General features: G+C 39.0%; 16 protein-coding genes and 1 tRNA gene. 8 read left to right on the top strand and 9 right to left on the bottom strand.

Annotation, left to right across the window (positions count from 1 at the left end; genetic code table 11):
- Position 1 precedes the first annotated feature (1 nt).
- The 4 genes from EHQ43_RS12140 to EHQ43_RS12125 are packed head-to-tail and all read left to right on the top strand — an operon-like array spanning position 2 to position 4,743.
- Positions 2-2,707, top strand: coding sequence for a methyl-accepting chemotaxis protein (locus EHQ43_RS12140; protein WP_135771343.1), 2,706 nt, complete (start codon positions 2-4; stop codon positions 2,705-2,707).
- Between the two features lie 14 nt (positions 2,708-2,721).
- Complete coding sequence (locus tag EHQ43_RS12135) at positions 2,722-3,198, top strand: chemotaxis protein CheW (protein WP_135741880.1); 477 nt, start codon at positions 2,722-2,724, stop codon at positions 3,196-3,198.
- A complete protein-coding gene (locus EHQ43_RS12130) occupies positions 3,199-3,687 on the top strand; it encodes a chemotaxis protein CheD (protein WP_135741879.1) in 489 nt (162 codons plus the stop codon).
- Between the two features lie 3 nt (positions 3,688-3,690).
- Entirely contained in the window at positions 3,691-4,743 is a 1,053-nt protein-coding gene (locus EHQ43_RS12125) for a protein-glutamate methylesterase/protein-glutamine glutaminase (RefSeq protein WP_135771342.1), read from the top strand.
- Between the two features lies 1 nt (position 4,744).
- Here EHQ43_RS12125 and EHQ43_RS12120 read toward each other — a convergent pair whose 3' ends face one another.
- The 5 genes from EHQ43_RS12120 to EHQ43_RS12100 are packed head-to-tail and all read right to left on the bottom strand — an operon-like array spanning position 4,745 to position 12,599.
- On the bottom strand, positions 4,745-7,498 hold the full coding sequence (locus tag EHQ43_RS12120; protein WP_135771341.1) for an ATP-binding protein: 2,754 nt from the start codon (positions 7,496-7,498) through the stop codon (positions 4,745-4,747).
- A 5-nt stretch (positions 7,499-7,503) separates the two neighbouring features.
- Positions 7,504-9,150, bottom strand: a complete 1,647-nt coding sequence (locus EHQ43_RS12115) for an acyl-CoA carboxylase subunit beta (protein ID WP_135771340.1) — start codon at positions 9,148-9,150, stop codon at positions 7,504-7,506.
- Between the two features lie 47 nt (positions 9,151-9,197).
- A complete protein-coding gene (locus EHQ43_RS12110) occupies positions 9,198-9,539 on the bottom strand; it encodes an STAS domain-containing protein (protein WP_135741875.1) in 342 nt (113 codons plus the stop codon).
- Entirely contained in the window at positions 9,536-12,283 is a 2,748-nt protein-coding gene (locus EHQ43_RS12105) for a SpoIIE family protein phosphatase (protein WP_135771339.1), read from the bottom strand. Before EHQ43_RS12105 ends, EHQ43_RS12110 begins: the two co-directional genes overlap by 4 nt.
- A 4-nt stretch (positions 12,284-12,287) precedes the next feature.
- Positions 12,288-12,599, bottom strand: coding sequence for a hypothetical protein (locus EHQ43_RS12100; RefSeq protein ID WP_012388560.1), 312 nt, complete (start codon positions 12,597-12,599; stop codon positions 12,288-12,290).
- Between the two features lie 75 nt (positions 12,600-12,674).
- Between EHQ43_RS12100 and EHQ43_RS12095 the strand changes: the two genes are divergently transcribed.
- The 3 genes from EHQ43_RS12095 to EHQ43_RS12085 all read left to right on the top strand — a co-directional run bounded on the left by EHQ43_RS12095 (position 12,675) and on the right by EHQ43_RS12085 (position 16,702).
- Positions 12,675-12,747, top strand: a tRNA-Ala gene (locus EHQ43_RS12095).
- A gap of 114 nt (positions 12,748-12,861) precedes the next feature.
- On the top strand, positions 12,862-13,401 hold the full coding sequence (def, locus tag EHQ43_RS12090) for a peptide deformylase (protein WP_135741873.1): 540 nt from the start codon (positions 12,862-12,864) through the stop codon (positions 13,399-13,401).
- 46 nt (positions 13,402-13,447) lie between these two features.
- Entirely contained in the window at positions 13,448-16,702 is a 3,255-nt protein-coding gene (locus EHQ43_RS12085) for an efflux RND transporter permease subunit (protein WP_135771338.1), read from the top strand.
- A 70-nt stretch (positions 16,703-16,772) separates the two neighbouring features.
- Here the strand turns inward: EHQ43_RS12085 and EHQ43_RS12080 are convergent, their stop codons facing one another.
- Together EHQ43_RS12080 and tyrS are read right to left on the bottom strand one after the other, a co-directional pair.
- On the bottom strand, positions 16,773-17,963 hold the full coding sequence (locus EHQ43_RS12080; RefSeq protein WP_135771337.1) for a polysaccharide deacetylase family protein: 1,191 nt from the start codon (positions 17,961-17,963) through the stop codon (positions 16,773-16,775).
- Positions 17,964-18,034: 71 nt separating this feature from the next.
- Entirely contained in the window at positions 18,035-19,261 is a 1,227-nt protein-coding gene (gene tyrS / locus EHQ43_RS12075; protein ID WP_135754062.1) for a tyrosine--tRNA ligase, read from the bottom strand.
- A 97-nt stretch (positions 19,262-19,358) separates the two neighbouring features.
- Between tyrS and EHQ43_RS12070 the strand changes: the two genes are divergently transcribed.
- Positions 19,359-20,966: a glycerol-3-phosphate dehydrogenase/oxidase gene (locus EHQ43_RS12070; protein WP_135741869.1), complete on the top strand. Its 1,608-nt coding sequence runs from the start codon at positions 19,359-19,361 to the stop codon at positions 20,964-20,966.
- A 57-nt stretch (positions 20,967-21,023) separates the two neighbouring features.
- Here EHQ43_RS12070 and EHQ43_RS12065 read toward each other — a convergent pair whose 3' ends face one another.
- Both EHQ43_RS12065 and rpoD read right to left on the bottom strand, forming a co-directional pair.
- A complete protein-coding gene (locus tag EHQ43_RS12065; protein ID WP_135754061.1) occupies positions 21,024-22,145 on the bottom strand; it encodes an NADase-type glycan-binding domain-containing protein in 1,122 nt (373 codons plus the stop codon).
- A gap of 57 nt (positions 22,146-22,202) precedes the next feature.
- The gene (gene rpoD / locus EHQ43_RS12060) at positions 22,203-23,975 is read right to left on the bottom strand and encodes an RNA polymerase sigma factor RpoD (protein ID WP_012388553.1); all 1,773 of its coding nucleotides are present in this window, start codon (positions 23,973-23,975) and stop codon (positions 22,203-22,205) included.
- Positions 23,976-23,983 lie beyond the last annotated feature (8 nt).

Genomic DNA, 23,983 nt, shown 5'->3' with positions numbered 1-23,983 from the left:
TATGAAGTCAGTCAGCGCAAACACCAAGTTAATCGGTTATTTTATAATTGGATTGGTATTTACTTTATGGATTAGTTTGTATAGTTCCGGAGTATTTTCCAAAAAAATACCCGTTACAATCAATTCGGAAGAACGGATTCAAAAATCAGATTCTGTATCCCACTTGTTAAGACTCAGTTTATCAATTCATGAAGACTTAACTCACATTCTGCTTCTACCAACTCCCGCGGAATCCTTAATCGCAAAAATTAATTATGATATTGAGAAATTGAACAAATCTTTTGATATGGTCTCACCATTATTCACAAAAGAAGTTGAGAAAACAAAATTCCAATCTGCCATAAATGAAAAAAATCAATATCTCGATGCTGTTTTAAATAGTTTAAAACAAACGGACACCTCTGGGAATCCAAAACAGAAAGAGATCCAAAATTCAGAAATTTCGACAAAATGGAAAAATTATTCTAGTCATCTTCAAGACTTACAAAAAATCTTTTTAGTCTCCAACTTAAGCGATATCCAATCAACAATTGAAACGAATGATCATTTCGATTATACGATTTATATTGTTAGTGGTGTTTTTATCCTCATTTCCTTTGTTTTGCTTCTCATTCTATTGAACCAAATCAACAAACCTTTAAAACAAGCCATTCAAATCAAAACGGCATTAGATAGCGTTTCTACAAACGTAATGATTTCCGATTTGAATCTAGATGTTGTTTATATGAACAAAGCGATTCAGAAAATGTTCGCCAATTCAGAGGCAGACATCCAAAAACAAATCCGAAATTTTTCCCTAAAAAATCTAATGGGAAGTAATATTGATGGATACCATAAAGATCCAAGCCACCAAAGAAAATTGCTGGGAACATTCACTGCGGAACATCGAACGAGTATTATAATAGCAAATCGAGAATTCAACTTAATTGCAAATCCAATCATTACAGAATCAGGAAAAAGATTAGGAAGTGTTGTCGAATGGGCTGATGTCACGGAATCAAATGCGCAAGCAAGAGCCGTTGATAGATCACAAGCAACAATCGAGTTCAAAATGGATGGAACCATCATTACGGCAAATGAGAATTTTTTAACTTTGATGGACTATTCTTTGGCTGAAATCAAAGGACAACACCACAGGATGTTTGTAGAAACCAAGGAATATTCATCCGAAAACTATAAACAATTTTGGGCAGCTTTGAACCGAGGAGAATACCAATCCGCAGAATACAAACGGTTTGGAAAAAACGGAAAAGAAGTTTGGCTACAAGCAACCTATACACCCATTCTAGACGCAAGTGGTGTTCCGACTAAAGTAATTAAATTTGCGTCTGACATCACAGAAAATAAGAAGCGAACCCAAGAATTTACAAGCCAAATTGAAGCGATCAATCGTGCACAGGCAACGATTGAATTTTTAGTCGATGGAACTATCTTATCTGCAAACGATATTTTCTTAAATACAATGGGTTATTCCCTTTCTGAAATCGAAGGGAAACACCATCGAATGTTTGTTGAGCCAAGTTATATAAATTCAGAGGAATATAAACAATTCTGGGCCTCTTTAGCTCGAGGTGAATTTCAAACTGCAGAATACAAACGAATAGCAAAAGGTGGTAGAGAAGTTTGGTTACAAGCGACATACAACCCGATTCTGGATCTGAATGGAAAACCATATAAAGTGATCAAATTTGCTACAGATATCACAGAACAAAAAAAATTGGCTCTCGAAACGGCAAGGATTGTGGATGATTTAGTGGTTGGTCTTGCGGCTCTTGAAAATGGAGATTTAACACAACTAATCACAAGTCATTATGAAGGTGGTTTTGCAAAACTTCGTGATTCATTCAATAACACTTCAAAAAAACTTGTAGATATCATAAATGATGTTAGGACCAATACAGATGCCCTTGTTAACGCTGCAGATGAAGTAGCATCTACTGCGAGCACATTATCACAAGGTGCCAGTGAACAAGCTGCCTCTGTAGAAGAAACTTCGGCATCATTAGAAGAAATGGGTGCCTCGATCGATCAAAACGCTGAAAATGCAAAACAAACTGATACCATTGCAACCAAATCAGCAAAAGATGCAAAACAGGGTGGAGAGGCTGTCAAAAACACCGTGACTGCGATGAAAGAAATTGCAGATAAAATCTCTATCATTGAAGACATTGCTTACCAAACCAACTTACTTGCATTAAATGCTGCGATCGAAGCAGCAAGGGCAGGTGAACATGGAAAAGGATTTGCCGTTGTTGCTTCTGAAGTCAGAAAACTGGCTGAAAGATCCCAAAAATCGGCCAATGAAATTGGAACGTTAGCGGGTAGTTCTGTTCAAATTGCAGAGTCAGCTGGAAAATTAATCGAAGACATCGTACCTGCAATCAACAAAACAGCAGATCTTGTCCAAGAAATCACTGCTGCAAGCCAAGAACAATCATCGGGTGTGAATGAAGTGAACAAAGCGATGGGCCAACTTGACCAAGTATCCCAACAATCGGCGAGTGCTTCTGAGGAACTAGCTGCAATCGCAGAAGAATTACAAGCGCAAGCAGAAAGGCTTATGTCTTCCATCAGTTTTTTCAAATTAGGGAAATTATCTACTGTTGCAAACCATCCGGAAAAGAAACCGACAAGGAATGCTCCACCAAAACAACCAATCTCTAAAAAAGAAAGTTTGGATGATCACTCAAAATTTCAAAAATACTAAGGGAGGATTTTAAGATGCAAGACATTCAATATCTGACCTTCCTTTTATCCAAAGAATTATTTGGGTTAGGAATCTTGTACATCAAAGAGATTATCGAATTTGAATCCGTCACCCATGTTCCTATGATGCCTGAATATATTCCTGGCGTGATTAATTTACGTGGGAATGTGGTTCCTGTGATTGATTTAAATACAAGATTTTATAAAAAGAAAACAGAAACAAATCGAAAAACTTGTATTATCATCACTGAAATCAAATTAGAGAACGAAACAATTGATGTAGGTTTACTTGTTGATGCAGTGAATGAGGTTGTGGATATACCCGAAAATCAAATCGAAGAAGCACCTAGTTTTGGCTCAAAGATTCGTTTGGATTTTATCCAAGGGATAGGCAAGTTAGAAAACCAGTTTGTGATCATTCTAAAGATGAATCAAATTTTAGATTTATCAGAAATTCAATCGATCCACGAAACCACATCACAGATTAGTTAAATGGAACCTCCAATTGAAGTCATAGATCGATTTTTGAATCCAGGAGAAATTTTCTTCGGGGATAGCCCATATCGGATTCGAACACTTCTAGGTTCCTGTGTTTCCATTGTATTGTGGCACCCTACCCAACATGTCGGAGGCATGTGTCATTTTTTACTCCCCTATCCTGCTGAACTCAAATTAGAAAAAACATATAAATATGGTATTGATGCCTTTCAATATTTTCTATCAGAGATCAAAAAAAAACATACAAAACCATCTGATTACTCTGCTAAAATTTTTGGCGGATCCAATATGTTTATAAATGAGGAAAAGGAAATCTTTCGAAATGATGCTACGAGTCTCATTGGAACTAAGAATTCCGAATTTGCAAAAAAAATCCTAAAAGACAATCAAATCAAAATCATTTCTGAAGACGTTGGCGGAAACCAATCGAGAAAAATTTATTTTTCTGTTTGGGATGGCGAGGTATGGGTCGAAAAACATTGAGTTATGAAAAAAATTAAAGTTTTTGTCATCGATGATTCAGCTGTTGTCAGGCAAGTTCTAACAGAGATTTTTAAACAAGATTCTCAATTTCATTTTTTAGGGAGTGCATCAGACCCCATCTTTGCCATGGACAAAATGAATCATGATTGGCCAGATGTAATTGTACTCGATATTGAAATGCCAAGGATGGATGGTCTTTCATTTTTAAAAAAAATTATGACAGAAAGACCGACACCTGTTGTGATTTGTTCCACCCTCACAACAGAAGGTTCGGAAACAGCAATTCTTGCAATGAACCTCGGTGCTTGTGATATCATCACTAAACCAAAAATTGGTTTAAAAGATTTTTTAAATGAAAGTACAATTGCACTTACTGATGCCGTTATCGCTGCCGCTTCAGCGAGCACCAAACACCTACAAAATCCTTCTCAAACGAAAGAATATAAAATCCAATTGGAGAAAAAACAAGAACTCTCCTCTTTACAAGCAACAGAAAAAATCATTGCGATCGGAACCTCTACAGGTGGTACGATTGCCCTTGAACAAGTGTTAACAAAACTCCCTAAAGAAAATACTCCAGGCATTGTGATTGTACAACATATGCCTGAAAAATTTACTGAGGCTTTTGCCAAACGATTGGATTCTATTTGTGAGATCCGAATCAAAGAAGCAAATGATGGCGACAGAGTGGTACGAGGTCTTGCCCTTATTGCCCCAGGAAACAAACATATGACTCTCAAACGTTCGGGTGCACAGTATTATGTAGAAATAAAAGATGGACCACTTGTGAATCGTCACAAACCATCTGTTGACGTTTTGTTTCGATCTGTTGCCAGACAGGCAGGAAAAAATGCAAGAGGCATCATCATGACAGGAATGGGAGATGATGGAGCAGCTGGTTTACAAGAGATGAAAGAGGCAGGAGCAGAAACCATTGCCCAAAATGAAGAGACGTCTGTTGTGTTTGGAATGCCAAAAGAAGCAATTAAAAGAGGATGTGTTGACCACATCCTCCCACTTACTGAGATTTATAAAAAAATTGTGGGCTTTGATTGAATTAAACGAGCCCCAATTCCTTTGTCACCTTCACTTTTCTTGCACGAATGTCTTCAGGAGATTCTTCCTTTAGAATTTCGTCAGGTTTGATTTTAAAGATAGGTTGTGCCTTAGTGACAATCTTTCCATCTGAATCCACCATCAAATTTTTAACGACCGTTCCACTCACAGGCGCAAGGATTTTGTTAAACATCTTCATCACTTCAATGATAAAGAGTGGTTGTCCTGCTTGGAAGTGATCCCCTTCATTCACAAGTGGTGGAAGGTTTGGAGCTTCTTTGGAATAGAACATTCCACCCATCGGAGCTACAATTTCGTCACCTGACATCTTTGGAGGAGGGTTTAATGTTTTAATAAACGCATCTCTTGTGTCTTTGTTTTTGAATTCATCAGGAACAATACCATCCAAATCCGCATTCACATCGAGTCCAAAAAAGTTGGATTTAATTCCAATTTTTGGAAGTAACAGTAAGGTTTCAAGTCCAGCTTGGAAACCGTTGTGGCTTGCTTTTACCTTTTCCCAAAGTTCATCGGAGATTTCTTTAGAAGGATTTTTTCCCTTTGTTATGGTTTCGGAAATTTCTTTCCAGTTTTTCAGTCCAGTGCGTTTTGAGAACTCTGAATAAAATTCTTTTGCTTCGATGAGTAATTTCTCGTCATGGTCCCAAATCTTTTCAGAACTTGCTTTTTGTTCCGTTGTATCTAAATTTAAATAATAGTACAAGGAATCTAAAAATTGGATTGGATTTTCGTTGAAACTCACATTGTTTCCACTGCGAGTCCAAAGTTTTCCATCAAAATAACCAAGAAAACCACCAAGTAAATGTGGGTTCGCAAGTAGTCTTTCCATTGGTCGGATCACAAGTGTCATCTTTTTGCTTAGCACTTTTTTTAGGTCGGCATCCGCAGCCTTTGTTTTTTCTGACCAAAGGTATTCCAAATCCAAATCATTGATGACAGATTGTAAGGCTCCAATCCCAGCCAAATACGAAATCATAAATGCCGTGGATGGTTTGAACATTGCGTCCTTACCCAAAATCCACTGGATCAGACCATAGTGGACAAGTAAGTTGGTTTCTAAGTTTTGCCCCCTAAGCTCTGTTTTACGAAGGATATTTCCTAAGATTTCTAGGTTTTCGGTTCGGCTATTTCCATACGAAACAATGAGTGCCACGTTTGAGTCATAAGCACCTGCCAAGTTGTAGTGAACAAAGGCACCTGTATCAGGGTTACGAGTACAAATCCCTTGGTCATCACGAATCTCTTCTGGGAGTGGGTTCGACCAGTTTTGGATGATCCCTCCTGCATGTGGTTGCAGGGCACGGTTTGTCGCATTGATCCGTACTTCCGCACCAGATACATTGCGTACAATTCGTTCTGGTTTTGGAACTCTTGGTCCATGGATGGAAAGTACTGCCATTGCTTCTACAAGGGAATCGATGTAAAAGAAGTCATTTGGATCATTAGGATTTGTGAACTTCATTTTGTAAACCATCTCGGTCACACGGTGTTCCACCTGGATCCGAGTGTTTACTTCCATAAAGAAGAAACTATTCCCTTCCACAATACATTCAAAGGTGGAAACTGAATTGAGGCGAATTGCCTTTCCAAACACTTCTGCTTGGTGTTCCATATCCTTTAATGTTTGTACATCTTTGTCGAGGATCGCCGCTTTTTTAGGATTGGAAGAACGAACGAGGTCAGCTTCTTTTTGTAAGAGTTCTACAGTTTGCGAAATCTCTAATAATTTTTGTTCGTGCATTTGTAAGGAACAATCACGACCACCAAGTGATAATGACCACTCCCCGTTTCCAATCATTTGGATTTCATTATGGCGAGTGTTTTCAATATTGAGTTCGATGAGGAAGTTTCTGTTAGAACCTACGGCTGTTACTTTTGATTCCGCCAAAATCTCCATTACCGCAGATTCAATTTCTCCTTTGGAAGAGATCACACGTTGGCCTTTTCCACCACCACCACCGATGTATTTAAAGCGAATGCGTTTGCCAGGATATTTCTTCCAAATGTCTTCACATAAAATTTCTGATTCTTTTTGCAAGTCAGGGATGGATGTGATATCGATGGTTTTTTCGTAAGAAAGTTGCAGTAGGATTTCTGCATTGTCTTCCAACGATTTTTTCTCATCAAATTGAAAGTTTAAGTTATTTTCTTTTGCTACCTTTAGAAGACCGTCTTTGGAATTACCAGTTTTACGTAGTAAGGCAAGAGCTGTGATATTGTCCACACCAGGGGTAACAGAAACATTGAGGCTACGTGCTAGTTTTTTTGCTTCATCTTTTGCCCCTGCCCCTTTTGCGACATGGGAACTTGGTCCCATAAAGATGATACCAGCTTTTTCGATGGCTTCAATGAATTCGGCATCTTCTGCCATAAACCCGTATCCGGCAAAGATATGAGTGTACCCATTGTCTTTTGCGATCCCAATGATTTGGTGGATGCGTTGTTCTTTTTCTTCCTTTCCTGCTCCCATATAATCAGGAACTCGGTGGATGTTTTCTGGGAAACGAAAGTTACGAAGTTCTGGTGCCAGTGCCTTAGGATACACAATGGAATCTTTTTCAGAAAGTAATATTCCGTATTCTTTTACACCAATCGCATCAAAGACATCCATTGTTTCTTTTCGAACAGGACCACGACAAACAATGAGGCATTTGATCGATTCCACAGTGAAGGAACGAATCCACGCGGACTCTGATTCTTGGAACTGAATGCGTTTTAAATTCTTATCTAACATGGAAATTATTCAAACTCCCTTTGAGGTCCGGACATTTCCGCCGGTTTGTATTTGGACATGAGAAAACTCAAGTTTTTGGATAGGACATTTCGAGTGTAACCTGGTAATATGATCGAAGATACAGAACCAAGAGATAAAGCTTCTTTTGGATTCATCAGTTCTTTCTCATACCGTTGGCCAATTTCAAAGAGTTTGGCATCACGAGTTGCGGCTGCTTCTTTTTCACTCATACCTTTTTTGACATTTGCCAAAAATTCTTTTTGAACGCTTGTGATTTCATCTTTATAGACATACTCTTTTCCTGCAGGGCCCATTACCGCAATCCTTGCTGTTGGAAGAGCAAATACCATGGATGCTCCTGTAAAATATGAGTTAAATGTTGCATAAGCACCACCAAACGCATTACGGATGATGAGTGTGAGCCTTGGTGTACGAAGGTCAATGATGGAATCGAGGAGTTTTCTTCCTTCGAGTACAATTCCATTATGTTCTTGGTCACGGCCAGGTAAAAACCCAGTGGTGTCTTCTGCAAATACCATCGGGATATTGTATAAGTTACAGAATCGTACAAAACGAGTTCCCTTACGAGAGGCTCCAATGTCAATCTGACCAGAAGATACGGCTGAGTTATTGGCAAGGAAACCAACAACATGACCACCAATCCTTCCAAAAGCAGTTACGATATTACGCGCTCTTTGTGGTTGGAGTTCAAAAAATTCACCATGGTCACAGATTTGTTGTAAGTAAAGAGTGATGTCGAAGGGAGTGTTCATCCCTGTTGGGGAATTAAACGTTTTACGGAAAAGGATGTCCTCTTCGTAAATGAATCGGTCTACTGGGTCAGACGTTGGGTAAAAAGGCGCAAAACTATGGTTATTGTCTGGAAGGTAAGATAATAAACGAATGGCAGTCCTAAGTGATCCTAACTCATCGCCTGTCACAAGGTCCACAACTCCTGATTGTCCGTGGACTTTTGGTCCCCCTAAGTCTTCGGCGGAGATATCTTCACCAAGTACAGACTTCACAACGCCAGGACCAGTCAGTCCAAAAAAGGTTCCATCACATTGGATCATAAATGACCCTTGGCGTGGAAGGTAGGCTCCACCACCGGCATTAAACCCAAACATGAGCATCACCGATGGAACGACACCGCTGATTTTACGGAGTGCGGTGAACGCTTCTGAGTATCCATCAAGTCCACCCACTCCCGCAGGTACATAGGCTCCTGCAGAATCGTTCATCCCGATGAGTGGGATTCCATGAGTTCCTGCCATTTGGATGAGGCGGGCAAGTTTACTACCGTTTGTTGCATCCATGGAACCCGCACGGAGTGTAAAATCATGCCCGTAGACGGCAACATCACGGCCTTTGATATTTAAAATTCCAGTGACAATGGAGGCACCATCTAAATTTGGACCCCAGTTTTGGTAGGTGATGTTTGGTTCTTCATCCGTGAGGACTTTGATCCTTTCCCAAACAGTCATCCTGTTTTTGGAGTGTTGGACACGGATCCGATCTTCACCACCACCAAGAAACGGTTTTTCGATTAATTCTTTACCGAGTTTGAGAGCATCATCATAAATGCCGGTTTGGGTCGCCGGAGCCTTGGATTCTTTGAATGGGTTGTTTAGGGAATACTGCATGGTTTCCATAAGTTTTTTTCCAATGTTTTGTTTAGGATCACTTAGAAAAGTGATTTTTACTTTAAAGCTGCATCTAAATCAGGATAAATCGTGAATAACTGCTGCATGCCAATGATATCGAAAACTTTTTCGACTGCAGGCTGTAATCCACAGATCGAAATGCTAATTTTCTGTTCTTGGCAATGTCTGAGAGTTGTGACAAGGAGGCGAAGTCCTGCGGAAGAAATAAAAGGAACTTCGCTCAAGTTAAAAATCACAGACTTTCCAGAAGAACTAACAAGAGCGAGTAAATCTTTTTCGATTTTATGTGTGTTGTGAACATCCAAATTGCCTTGGACATGTACAACCAATTTGTTTCCTAATTCTTCCGAACGGATTCCAATTTTATCTTCATTCATACGATTGTTTTCTCCAAATAGGTTATGTTTTGTTTCCCATTGTATTCATAAGACACCTTGTCCATGAGGGTTTCCATGAGATAAACGCCAAATCCCCCCTTCCGTTCACCTTTCAAATTGGCTTCTACGGAAGGTTTAGGAACTTTTTTTCTATCGAAGGGTTTTCCTTCGTCGACAAGAACTATCTTTAACTTATCTCCCATCAATTCAAACTTACATTCAAACTTCGGATTCGCAATTTCTGTGTCTTTGTAACTGTGCATGACGATATTCGTTGCTGCTTCATCCAAAGTTATTAAGATGTCATCGAAGGCAAAAGGTTTTGTGATTTTTGATTCTAAATGTTCAGAAATAAAATCTCGGAGTTTTGGAATTTCATTCGGGTTTGCATCAAAGGATTTTACCATTTCGAAACTTGTCACCTCCGCAAATTTAAGAACCATCACTGTAAAATCATCGTATTGTTCTTCCGATTTTGAGAACGAACGAATGTTCTCATACACTGATTCCACGATGTTTTGAGACGTTTCACCCCTTCTTGCGATGATAAAATCAATGAAACGGTCGAGCCCATACTCTTCCCCATCCGGACTTTTTTCTTCGATGGCTCCATCTGTATAAAAAACCAAAATGTCCCCAGGTTCTAATTGGATTTCCCCACCTTGGTAATTGGTATGGGGCACAACACCAAGTGGGGCCCCTTTTCCTTTTAAGAGTTCAAAACTACCATCCGCTCGGATCCAAATTTGGTCATTATGCCCAGCAGAAGCAAATTTTAAAGTGCGGGTTTTTCGTTGGTAATTGACTAGAAACAGAGTCACAAACATACCAGACTGGCTATCTTCATAGATCAATTGGTTGGCACGAAAGAGAAGTTCTGAAGGAGAAAGGTCGGTTGTCCTTGAAAGTGTACGAATGATCGAACTGGACATCGCCATAAAAATTGCGGCCGGTAAACTTTTCCCAGAAACATCAGCCACTAGAAAAGAAAACTGTTCATCACCAAAGGCGTGGAAATCATAAAAGTCACCTGACACTTCTTTTGCGGCGACAGACATCACACCCAAATCAAATAATGGAGATTGTATTAATGCATTTGGTAAAATATTGTTTTGGATTTTCCTTGTGATTTCGATTTCTTTTTCAATCGATTTTTTTGTGATAATTTCTTGGTTGAGCCTTAAATTCTCATATGCTTTTGCCAGTGGAGAAGATAATGTTTTTAACATTCGAAGGTCAGTTTCATTAAAGGAATGAGCAGAGTTTTTCCCACTTACATAAAGTGCCGCACGTAAATTCCCTCCCCGAGGTGCAATGGGTAAAATGAGAAAATTTTTCTTTAGTGTATAAAACTCTAATTCTAAAAAGGATTCTTCCAGTTGTGCAGTGACTACAGCCATCCGAGGATTCCCAGATTCCATTAGGCTTAAAAACAAACGACTTTCAAACATTGGGAAAAATGATTCCCTCACAATCCCAAGTTGCCTTGCATATACTTGGATCCTGTTTTTGTTTTTTTCTTCTATAATCACCATTCCCGCATCTTCGCATGACAATTCTTTGGTGAGAATGCTCAAAGTTTTTGACATGAGACCTAACTCGTCATGAGATTCAAGTACCGCCTGACCTAAATCAAAAATAGATTCAAGTGTACTCAATTTTTGTTTAAGTTCTAGGTTTGTGACATTGAGGTTATCAAGTAGTCTCGTTTTTTGGATGGCAACAGCACAGGCACTCGAAAAAGAAAGGAATGTATCGATATCATCTTGGCTAAAATTGTTTCGATCGATAGTATTGATTGCCTCTATCACTCCGATCACTTCGTCTCCTACAATGAGAGGACTTGCTAGGATATTTCTTGTGATAAAATTTGACGCTTTATCAACATCACGAAAAACACGCTCATCATTTTGAGCATCGTTTATGATCATTGGTTGTTTTGTAACAGCCACAGTACCTGCAATTCCTTGGCCAACAGGTACTTTAATCTTGGCAACTTCTTCTCGTTTTTCACCAGTCACCGTATGGAAAATCAAAAATTCTTTTTTTTCATCTAACAAAAGTAAGGAACTTGCTTCCGTGCGGAATACGGATTTAGCTGATTCCATCACCATTACAAGCACATGTTCCAAATCAACACTCGTATTGATCAGAACTGCAACTCGAATGATTTCTTCCAAAAAGTATTGGAGTCTATTATTGTTGTTATGAATATTTGCGTTATCGATTAATAAAAGGATCGATGTTGTTAGTGAATTAAAGAATTGCGGATCTTTGTCCGAGAACACCGTATCTTTAAACAGTGCATTTAAATTGGCGCTAAAATAATTAATTAAATCCAAATCTTGTTCGGAAAAATTCTGAAAATGTTTAATTCCTTCGAGAACTAGAACACCAAGAGACATGTCTCCGATTTCATCACCCAAATAACATGCAATATACGATTCAGAAACTGGTGCATCATCTGATTTTAAGTAAGTTCCTTTTTTAACAAGGATACTCTTTTTTGACTTAAACACATGTTTGGCGATATTTCCTGAATTAGTTTTATCTAAAACCAACCCAACTCGACTCAAATTCCCACGTTTATTCCTTAAATATAATGCAGCAGACTTTGCTGATACAAAACGTTTCGCCTGTCCTAAGATAAAATGATATAAGTCATCAAGTTCAGATGAGGAGGAAAGGTAAAATCCGCCATCTTCATTTTTTAAGATGATCGGCGGAAGGGAATTTGGTTTCAATGGTTTAATCTTTGCTAAACTTTAATGATTCTTCTCTAAGTTTACGATTGGCATCTTCGAGAGATTTGATTTTATCAAAGGCTGACATAAGTTCGTCGCGGCTTAAATTGGATACCATTGTACTGGCTTGAACAGTTTCTTTTGCTTCTCTCAATTCGACACGTGAGTAATCGATGATCTGTTCATACATTCGAATGATTTCATCTGCGTTTGCTAATTCTTGTTCATTGAGCCTAAGAACTTTTTCATACCCTTTGATGATATCCGATTGGATTTTCAATTTTTTAGTGAGTTCTTCTACCGTATCTTGTCCCATAAAGTTCTTGGTTCCTTAGCCATTTTAGGATTCTGTTGACAGACAAACGCAGTCTCTCACCTTGGAATAGCACAAGGGGACGTAGCTCAGTTGGGAGAGCGTTTGAATGGCATTCAAAAGGTCGGGGGTTCGATTCCCCTCGTCTCCAAAATCCCTCACGAGATTTCAACTTTTTAACCCCAGCCTGTCAAATTCTTTTTCAATTAGTTAGGAGTTCACTTGATCATTCAGTGACCTTTTTCAATCTATCCCATATTAGATTATGGCAGTACGAAAAATTCTCAAAATTGGTAATCCGATCCTCAGGCAAACGAGTGAAGATGTCACTGAATCCGAAATCCAAACCAAGGATTTCAAAAAGTTGATTCGAGATATGTTTGAAACCATGCGCCATGCAGATGGTGTGGGACTTGCTGCCCCACAAATCGGAGTTTTAAAGAAACTTGTCGTTGTTGGCCAAGAGGATGACAACGAACGTTACCCTGGAACCCCTGAAGTTCCGAACCAAATTATCTTAAATCCAGAAATAACACCTTTAAGCCCCCCAAGCGACGGGTTTTGGGAAGGTTGTTTGTCTGTTCCTGGAATGCGTGGGTATGTAGAAAGACCAAATAAAATCCGCATGAAATGGCGTGATGAAAACTTCACGGAACATGATGAAATCATCGAAGGATATAGAGCGATCGTATTACAACATGAATGCGATCATCTCTTCGGAGTTTTATATGTAGATCGATTAAAAAGTACGAAGTTATTTGGTTACAACGAAGACATCGATACTGCAGGAAAATTGTTAGATTAGTTTTTGATTTGATTTTAGTTGCGTAAGTCCCCCACGAGGAGATTCCATGGGTTCATCCATTGTTCAGTATTTTTTATCTAAAAGTTTATTCGTAAACCTTTTGACTTTCTTAATCCTTCTTGTGGGTGGTTTTACTGCTGCCACAATGAATCGAGAAGCATTTCCAAACATTAATTTTGATATTGTGAGTGTCACAACGCTTTATCCTGGTGCTGCTCCAGCCGATGTTGAAAAACTTGTCACCAAACCTTTAGAAGATGCCATCAAAGAAGTTGATGGCATCAAAGAATTTCGCTCGGCTTCTCTTGAGAACCGATCGGGTATCATCATCACAATTGATCCCAATACAAAAAATACTCAAAAAGTTGTCGATGACTTAAAGTCTGCCATCGACAGAATACAAGATTTACCAACAGATGCAGAAGATCCAATTGTTACAGAGATTACGACAGCAAGACAACCTGTGATTGAAATCCATTTGTCTTCAACGTTAAAAGATGGCAAAGCAATCCTGAATGCAAAAGAACTCCGAGACAAAGCAAAGATTTTAGAAGAGAAACTTAAGGACATCCCATCTGTTGCTCGGATTACAAAACGTGGTTGGCGTGAAAGAGAAATGAAAGTGGATTTAGATCCTGACAAACTCAGGTCATTATCTCTATCATCAACCCAAGTTATCAATGCTTTACGTTTACGGAATATTAATTTTCCAGGTGGAAACATAAATGAAAAAACAAGAGAAATCATTGTTAGGACTGTTGGTGAATTCGATACCGCAGAAGAAATAGAAAACGTTTTTATCAGAACCAATGATGCAGGAAGGTCAGTTAGAATCAGAGATGTTGCGCGAGTCACAGAAGGATTTGAAGATTCTGATTACATAGACAAATCCAATGGGAATATTGCCATTGCTCTCACTGTCATCAAACGTGAAAAAGCTGATGCCATTTCGGTTGTTGATGAATCAAAAAAAGTGGTGCAAGAATTCATCAAATCAACTAACGGAACAATCAAACATGCATTTGTAAATGATTTATCCAAATACATCAGAAGACGACTCGGTGTCCTTACATCCAATGCTGTTTCAGGACTCATCCTTGTGACAGCATCATTATTTGTATTTCTCGGATGGCGTATGGCGCTCATGACTGCTCTTGGAATTCCAATTTCGATTGCTATGACCTTTGTTGCAATGAATTACATGGGTCTTACTCTCAACTTAATTTCCATGATGGGTCTTATCATTGTTATTGGGATTTTAGTGGATGATGCGATCATCATTTGTGAAAACGTATACCGGCATTTGGAAATGGGAGAAGAACCATTTGAAGCAGCCATGCGAGGAACAAGTGAAGTCCTCGCACCCGTTACTGCCACAGTCACGACAACCATTGCTGCTTTTGGACCCATGTTATTTATGACAGGGATCTTTGGAAAGTTCATCCATTCAATTCCACTCGTTGTCATTTTATCCCTACTCAGTTCTTTATTTGAAGCATTCTTTATGTTACCTTCGCATTTGTATGATGTGAGTAAAGCGACTGATATGAAAGGAGAAGTCAAAGAGGAGTCTCATTGGTTTGTTAAATTTAAAGAAAAAACATACCTACCTCTCTTACGATTCGCACTTTCCAATCGTTGGAAAATGGTGGGACTTCTGTTAGGGCTTTTTGTATTTTCCCTTGCGATCCAAGCAAAATTTGGTAAATTCAAACTTTTTCCGGGTGCCATCGAAACTTTCCAAGTCCGAGTCACGGCAGAAACAGGATTAAAATTAGAAGAAACTGACAGGTTTATCCGGGCAATTGAAAATGCAATCGCCAAACTACCAGAAGGTGAAGTTGAAAATTTCATCTCAAGAGTTGGCATTATTCAAAAAGATCCAAATGATCCTTTCACAAAACGTGGAAAAAACTATGCACAAGTTATGGTGTATTTAACACCAGATGATAACAGAGAAAGGTCCACAGAAAAAATCATTGAAGTGGTCAGAGAAAATACTAAGTACCTTTTAAATGAAAAGGCTCTTGCTTTATTAGAAGAAAAACTGGCAAAAGAAAACTTGGAAAAAAAGGAAGAGGCCAAAATCCAAATCGATGCCATTCCCTCAGAGTTTTTACCCCTCAAAGGAAAACTTGTCAATTTAGAATTTGAAAAACTTGCTGGTGGACCTCCTGTTGGAAAACCAGTTGCGATTGAAATCAAAGGTGATGACTTTGCCACCTTACTCAAAATAGGTGCAGAATACAAAGCCGCACTTGCCAAAATCAAAGGTGTTACCGATATTGGGGATGATTTTAACGAAGGAAAAGATGAAATCAGAGTGTCTGTCGATGAAGCACTTGCCTCATTTGCAGGAGTGAGCGTACAATCCGTTTCACTTGCGATTAATACTGCTTTACAAGGAACGGTTTCAACAAAAATCAAACGTGCCGACGAAGAAGTAGATGTGAGAGTTCGATTTCCTGAAGAATATAGGTCCTCACTAACACACTTAAATAAAGTTTATGTAAACAACCTTACTGGAAACCTAATCCCCGTTTCACGATTAACAAGTTATGATCGAAACCCAGGTCGTGCATCCATCAACCACTTGGATGGGAAACGACTACTCACAGTAACATCCAATATCGACGAAACAATTTCCACATCTAGGCAAGTCAATTTAGAAGCCAAACAACTCACTGAAGGGATCATCGCCAAATACCCGGGGTATTCTGTTCGGTTCTCCGGGGAAAACAAAGACACTGAAGAATCGATGGCTTCACTTGGAAGAGCGTTTCTTGTGGGACTGCTTATTATCTATATGATACTTGCATCCCTCTTCCGATCACTTGCACAACCTCTGATTGTGATGAGTGCCATCCCTTTTGCAGTGATTGGTGTGATTTTTGCCTTTTTATTCCATGGACAACCGTTTTCCTTTTTGGCATTCCTTGGGATCATTGGACTTGCGGGGGTGGTCGTAAACGACTCCATTGTCCTTGTGGATTGTGCCAACCAACTCAGGATTGAGGATCCCTCTAAATCCACCTTTGAATTATTAGTGGAAGCTGGTAGCATTCGATTAAGAGCCGTTATGCTCACAACAGTGACAACCGTTCTGGGTTTATTACCAACGGCTTATGGAATTGGAGGAAAAGACCCTTTCCTTGTTCCAATGGCTCTTGCGTTTGGCTGGGGACTTGCATTTGCAACTTTTATCACACTCATTATGGTGCCTGTATTTTATCTGAATTTGTATACGTTCAAAGATGCAGTGATATTAAAGTATAAAAATCGAAAAAAACAATTTGTGTAAGCAACGAAAGTAGATTAAAAATTCAGAACTTAAATCTTAAACCTGGTAAAGTTTTATTACTTTTCCAGGTTTAATCTTGTTTGTCATTTAGAACTTCAGATAAAGTCACAAACTGATACCCTTTTTCCTTCATTCGTTCAATGAATGTCGGTAAAATGTAAATCAGTTTATCAAATTTACGAGGGCCCCCAAGGTGCATTAAGATGATCGCACCATTCATTCCTTTTGGATCTGCTTTTTCCCAATTTTCGAGAAAGGTTAATGTTTCTTCACCCGTTTTGTAATGTGGGTTTTTTACCACTTCCTTCTTTCCCTTGGAAGTTTTTTTGTAGAGGAATTGTTTGCTAATATAATCAGGAAGGTCAAGTGATCCCTTTGCATTATTGGACCACATAATATGATCTGTATAACCAAGACTTGCATGAGCATCTAAAATCAATTGGCTGAGTGCACCATAAGGAAGTCGGTAGTATTTTTTTAATTCTTGTTTGGTGAGTGTACGAAAAGTATCTTCCACTCGTTTTAATTCCTCTGCCATACGAGGAAGGTCGAGTACTGATTTTGATAAATAATCGAGTACCATCCTTTTTTTTAAGGAAGTTTCAGTGACAGAACGTTGGTAATTAAAATGAGACCACGTGTGGTTTCCAAATTCCACGGCCCCAGTTTTTGCCATTCGTTTGATATAATCTAAGTTTTGTCTGACAAAAAAAGATCCATTGATATCCGATGGCCTTTCATTGGATAAAAACAAAGTTACCTTGATTTTATGTTCTTTGATATAATTGTATAAAACAGGAAGTTCTTCCCCTGTTGCCAAATCAAAAGTCAAAGCAATTTCTTTGTGAGATTCATTTCCACGTAAGATATTTCGCCCTTTTGTGTTGGCACTTACCTCTTTTAGGAATTCGATATTTTCTTCTACTTGTTTGGCAAGTTCAGTATCCGGTTCGCTATCCCCAGCCAGTGCGTTTTCTTCCCGGAGTTGTTCTTGGTACATGAGGGAGAAAAGGGATTGTTCCAGTTCCCGCAAACTTCGTTCTTTTTCTTTAACTTCCGTTTCGAGTTTCGACACACTCAAACTTAAAAAAAGTAGATACCCACAAAGTACGAGAACTGTCAGTCCGACAAAGGAAAGAGCAGAGATAAAGGCAAATCGACGGAGTTTTTTGGCAAACAACCGATCCTTTTCAATGTCCTTCGAAAGTTCATGGACGATGTCCTGGATTTCTTTCTCTTCGTTTGTCGGATCGAGTGACATGTAGGTATGGCTTTCCTTAGTATCGATTATCGGATAGGGACTTAAGGATCTATACTAGTCCAACTCATCCTTTAGGTTTTGATCTTTAAAAATTTTCCTTTCTTCCCTTGGCGAATGAGGTATTCTTTCCCCTTCTCCAGAACAAGTGTAGGATCTGTAATTTTTTCCTCATCTAAATACAAACCTCCAGCCTGGATGAGCCTACGCCCTTCCGAAACACTGGGGATGAACTTCAATTGGGACAATACATAAACAAGGAGAGGTGGTTTTTCCGAGAACATTGCCTCGTCCAAAACTTCTGTTGGAATTTCATCAGGCAAAGCTCTATTTTTGGTGTTGTGGATCGCAGTCCATTCCTCGATCGCCTTCCGGTTTTCCTCTTTAGGATGGAGTTGGTCCATAATGAGGAGGGCAAGTTCTGTTTTCACTTCTTTTGGATGGAGGGTCTTGGAACGAATCCCCTCCTTTCGTTTTTCCACATCTGTAAGAGGTAGGTCTGTGAGTAGTTCAAAATAATTCCACATCAATTCATCAGAGATGGACATGATTTTTCCATACATATCGATGGGTTTTTCAATGATGCCAACATAGTTGCCAAGGGACTTGGACATTTTTTTCACACCATCAAGACCAACAAGGAGTGGCAATGTGATGACAGCTTGTGGTTTTTGGCCGTATTCTCGTTGTAAGTCGCGACCAACTAACATATTGAATTTTTGGTCAGTGCCACCTAGTTCTACGTCAGACTTCATGGCAACCGAATCATATCCTTGCACAAGTGGGTATAAAAATTCGATCATCGATATTGGAGTTCCCGCTTTATGGCGTTTTGTAAAATCATCTCGCTCTAACATTCGCGAGACAGTATATTTTGATGTTAACACAAGCACATCTTCAAATTTCATCTCGGAACACCAATGTGAGTTATAGAGGATTTTGGTTTTCTTCGGATCTAAAATTTTGAAAACTTGAGTTTGGTACGTTTTGGAATTTTCTAAAACTTCTTCTTTGGATAATCGTTTCCGTGTTTCCGATTTTCCCGTTGGATCACCAATCATAGCAGTGAAATCACCAAGCATAAAACAAACTTCATGCCCTAGGTCTTGGAAATGTTTTAATTTTCTGAGTAATACAAAATGTCCTAAATGTAAATCTGGTGCCGTGGGATCAAATCCTGCTTTGATTGTAAGCGAAGGTTTGGCTTTGATTTTTTCTAGAAGTTCCCCTTCACTGATGATTTCAACAGTGCCCCGGCGGATCGTTGCTAATTCTTGGTTCAATTCTAATTCAGTTTTCATAACAATTTCAAAAATTTTCGATGGTAGAAAAGGTGACTTTTGACAACACTAACCTTAGAATCTCTATAGGCAACCACCAAAGTACGTAAAAACCCCTATGAACCATCTAGATGAAAGAAAACAAACGCTCAAACAATTAGAATCTACCCAGTATGATATTTTGATTTTAGGTGGAGGTGCCACAGGTTCGGGGACGGCCCTCGATGCAAGCCTACGTGGTTACAAAGTAGCCATTTTGGAAAAGGGTGATTTCTCACAAGGAACCAGTTCTCGTTCTACCAAACTCATCCATGGTGGGGTTCGTTACCTTGCCCAATTTCATTTTAAATTAATTTACGAAGCTCTTTCAGAAAGAAAACGCCTTCTCATCAATGCTCCACACCTTGTAAAACCGCTCCAATTTGTATTACCAACCTATGTTTGGTGGGAAAAACCTTTTTATTCCATTGGACTTACGATGTATGACCTACTCGCAGGAAAATCCATTGTTCCTGGCCACGAGCGTATTTCTAAAGCAACAGCTCTTGATTATTTTGCTTCCCTCAAAAAAGAAAATCTAAAAGGAGGGATCGCATACTATGACGCCCAGTTCAATGATGCGAGACTCAATGTAACAACCGTTCGTGCCGCCAAAGAAAATGGTGCCGATGTTGTTTCAAGGATCGAAGTGACAAATTTTTTAAAAGATGCAAATGGTAAAATCATAGGTGTCACGGCAAAGGATAGCTTAACCAAAAAGGTTGTCTCCATCAAAGCAAAAGTAGTCGCTAACACAACGGGAGTTTGGATTGATTCCCTTCGCAAATTAGATGATCCCAAAACGGAAAATGTCCTCGCACCGAGCCAAGGCATCCACCTTGTCTTTGACAAAGAAAAATTACCTTGCCGCACAGCGATGATCATTCCCAAAACTGCTGACGGTAGAGTGGTGTTTGTCATCCCATGGGAGGGAAAAGTCCTTCTGGGAACCACTGACACCCCGATCCAAAAGATTGAAAATGAACCACTCCCTTTACAATCGGAAGTGGAGTTTTTACTCAAAACGGGAAATGATTATTTAGATACCAAGTTAACAAAAGAAGACATCGAATCGGTGTTTAGTGGGCTACGACCTCTCATTTCTACTGGTGACAAAAAGGATACCAAATCAATTTCCCGAGAAGAAGCGATCCTTGTCTCCGATTCAGGACTTGTGACTATGTCAGGTGGGAAATGGTCAACATTTCGAAAAATGGCAGAAGACCTTACTGATAAATTAATCTCTGTTGGAAACCTTCCGTCCAAAATGAAATGTTTCACTGCAAGTTTTGCATTCCCTGGAGCAGATGGGTATAGCAAACACCTAGTCGCAAAAATCCAAACGATGTATGATTTACCTTATGAAACTGCGGTTCGATTAGTGGATGCGTATGGCGGAGAAACCGCACTCATCCTTGGTAAAAAACCAAAAGAAATCAAAAAAGGAACTGGTTACTTTGCCGAAGAAATCAAACACTTTGTGAAAAAGGAATTTGCCCTTTCGGTATCGGATGTTTTGTCAAGAAGGTGGAGAGTTCTCTTTTTGGATTTGAACCTTGCAGAATCACTTGCGATTCCCACAAACAATATTCTCGCGAAGGAACTTGGATGGAAGGAATCGGAAAAAAAATCTTCTTTAAATGAACTTCTCAAACACATTAAGGATTTAAAGAAAACAATCGCCTAATACCCATACAACGAAAATAAATGGATGCAGACAAAACTAAACCCACATGCATTTCATTTATTTCGGAATTGGTAGTTCGTAATGATAAAATGTTCGTCCCGTTTCTTTTTCTTTCAAAACAAAAAGGAAATGGGTTTTAGGCTGGTATACTTCGGAAAATTTTGTTCCCAATTTGGTTTTGAAGTTTTCATAATCTTCGTCACCAACCTCAGCTCGTTTGAAAATCCAAGAAATGTTTCGTTCAATGCCACCGTTATCAAAATAACTTAAGTTCAATTCAAGCCCTTCCTCCGTGGACTGTAAAATTGTGTATGTACCTACAATGGATGGTAAAAAACCAGTGGGATCACCTTCCCCATACATCTCCGAAAAACTAAAGGTTTGATCAGATTTAAAAAATACGGGAAGGATAGTTCCTTGGTCATAAAACAAAATATTACCTTTTTCATTGGCGACAACCATTTGTTTAAAACCATATGCATGACGTTCTGCCTTTGCAAATTGCGAAATGGTCCGCTTAATTTTATCAAAGGATACCCATGGATGAGGGACAAAATTTTCTTTTTTCACGTCCCCCATACGGATCTCAGAAAGACAAACTCGTCCAGTATTTCCTATTCCGAAAGTTTCTAGAATCTCAAATCGAATCACATTGCCCTCAAATTTAGAATCTAAATCCAAAACCTGTAATCCTTGTTTGCCAAACTTTGATTTGGTGAGTTCAATATCTTTTGATCGGTCTTGTTTTAATTTGTTTTTGGAATCGTTTTTTTCCATCCAAAAGGATGATACCCTAAGTTTTTTGATAGAATCATTGTTTTTTAGGTCATTAGTCCCGCGATGAAATCCATTTAACACCTGCAAAGCGGTAAACTGGGTATGATTTGCTAAAAAAAGTGTAAAACCAGACCCAACTTCTTTTGCATTTGCACAAAACGCAGTCCCATATTTTTCATCCATCGCAAATTCTGGACTGAAACGCCAAGGTTCTTCGGGATTCACTTGTCCAACACTTTGCGTGCGTTCATAATCAAGTTGTTCTTCTGTACCTTTACAATTGTTTAAAACGGTAAATCCAAAAAGGATTAAATAGAAAGACGATACCTGAATAAAAGAAACAATTGGGAATGTTGGTTTAAAAAAAGTTTTGTTCGTCTTGCGAAAAAAAAAGAGATCCATGGAATTTCCAAACCATGAATCTCTTCGATCGACCAATCAAGTAAAAAACAATTTTCTTTAATCGATATAATCTTTCAGTTTTTTCGAGCGGCTTGGGTGACGGAGTCTACGAAGAGCTTTTGCCTCAATCTGACGAATCCTTTCACGAGTCACTTTGAATTGATAACCAACTTCCTCGAGTGTTTGCGCATACCCATCGTCCAAACCAAATCGCATACGAATGACTTTTTGTTCCCGTGCAGGGAGTGTTTGTAAGACTTGCCTAATTTGTTCGGATAGGATTGATGAAGCAGCAGAGTTCAGAGGTGAGATCACTTCCTTGTCTTCAATAAAATCTCCAAGTTCCGAATCTTCTTCTGAACCTACAGGGATTTCGAGTGAAATTGGTTCGCGGGCAACATTTTTTACTGCTTTCACTTTCTGGACAGGCCAACCAAGTCGCTCTGCAATTTCATCATTGGATGGATCTCGGCCAAATTCTTGTACGAAGAGACGAGTTTCCCGAATCACTTTGTTGACCTGCTCGATCATGTGAACCGGTACACGGATCGTACGAGCTTGGTCAGAGATTGCACGGGTGATAGCTTGCCTGATCCACCAAGTTGCATACGTAGAAAACTTATACCCCTTTTTGTATTCAAACTTATCCACAGCACGGATGAGTCCAATGTTACCTTCCTGGATCAGGTCAAAGAAGTGCATTCCTCGGTTGGCGTAACGTTTTGCAATGGAGACCACCAAACGAAGGTTTGCTCGCACAAGTTCTCGTTTTGCTTGAGCGATTTCCCTTTCCCCTTTGATGATTTTTTCACCCCAGTCCTTGATTTCGCCAACAGGAGAACCTGCTTCTTGTTCCATCCGACGGAGTTTACGTTCATTATTACGAATGTCTTTGATGACTTCTCTGACTTCATCAATGTCGCATCCCATCATCTTTTCGATTTCATCTAGGTTTTCATTTTTTTCGATGAAACGGTTTAGGGCTTTGATTTCACGAACATCATGTCCGTATTTGGCTTTGATTTTAAGGAAGTGTTTTTCAATTTCCTTAACACGGAAAACCATCGATTTGATCTTTTGAGAAATCTTTTGGATTTCTTTTTGGGAAACACCGATTTTACGAATGGCTTCATCAATTTTGCCTGTGGACAAATCGATTTTTTCCTTGAGTTCTTTGAACTTCTTAGAATTTTCGGAATACTTACGAATGCGGTTTGTGGATTCGTTAAGAACTTTCTCGTCTTGTTGTATGAGTTCCATATTCTCGAAAAATACTTTTTCGAGTTTGTCCGCCTGCTCCTGGTTGAGTGCGTACATTTTGTCCACTTTCACCAAGTCATAAACTTTGATTTTTTTGGACTTAATTTTTGGGATTAGTTTTGCAAAGTTCTGCCTGAGGATCGAAGAACTTAAAATTGTTTCTTCAATAATCTTTTCACCCTTTTCAATCCGTTTGGCGAGAAATACTTCTGTCTCACCAGAAATCAGAGATACTTTTCCAATTTCTTTTAAATAAAGTCGAATTGGATCTTCGGAACTTGAAGAAACACTAGACTCTCTTTTTTTACGTGCTGGTTTCTCTTTTGTTTCTTTTGTCGTTTCTTCTTTGGTGGTTGTGAGGCTACTTGACTCTTCTAAAGATTTTTTAGAATACTCTTCAACAATCTCAATCCCCATCTCGTGTAACAAGGTGAAGACATCATCAATCTTTTCGGAATTTAGAATTTTATCCGGTAGTATTTCATTGATCTCATCATACGATACTTCTCGATTTGCTTTTCCGATCGAGATGATCTTTTGTACTTCTGGTAGGCTTGCTAGATTTTCCATTCTACCTA

Origin of the sequence: Leptospira bouyouniensis (genome assembly GCF_004769525.1) — a bacterium.
GTDB lineage: Bacteria > Spirochaetota > Leptospiria > Leptospirales > Leptospiraceae > Leptospira_A > Leptospira_A bouyouniensis.
The sequence above is the reverse complement of the archived record's forward strand: the minus strand, read 5'-3'. Positions and strand labels throughout refer to the sequence as shown.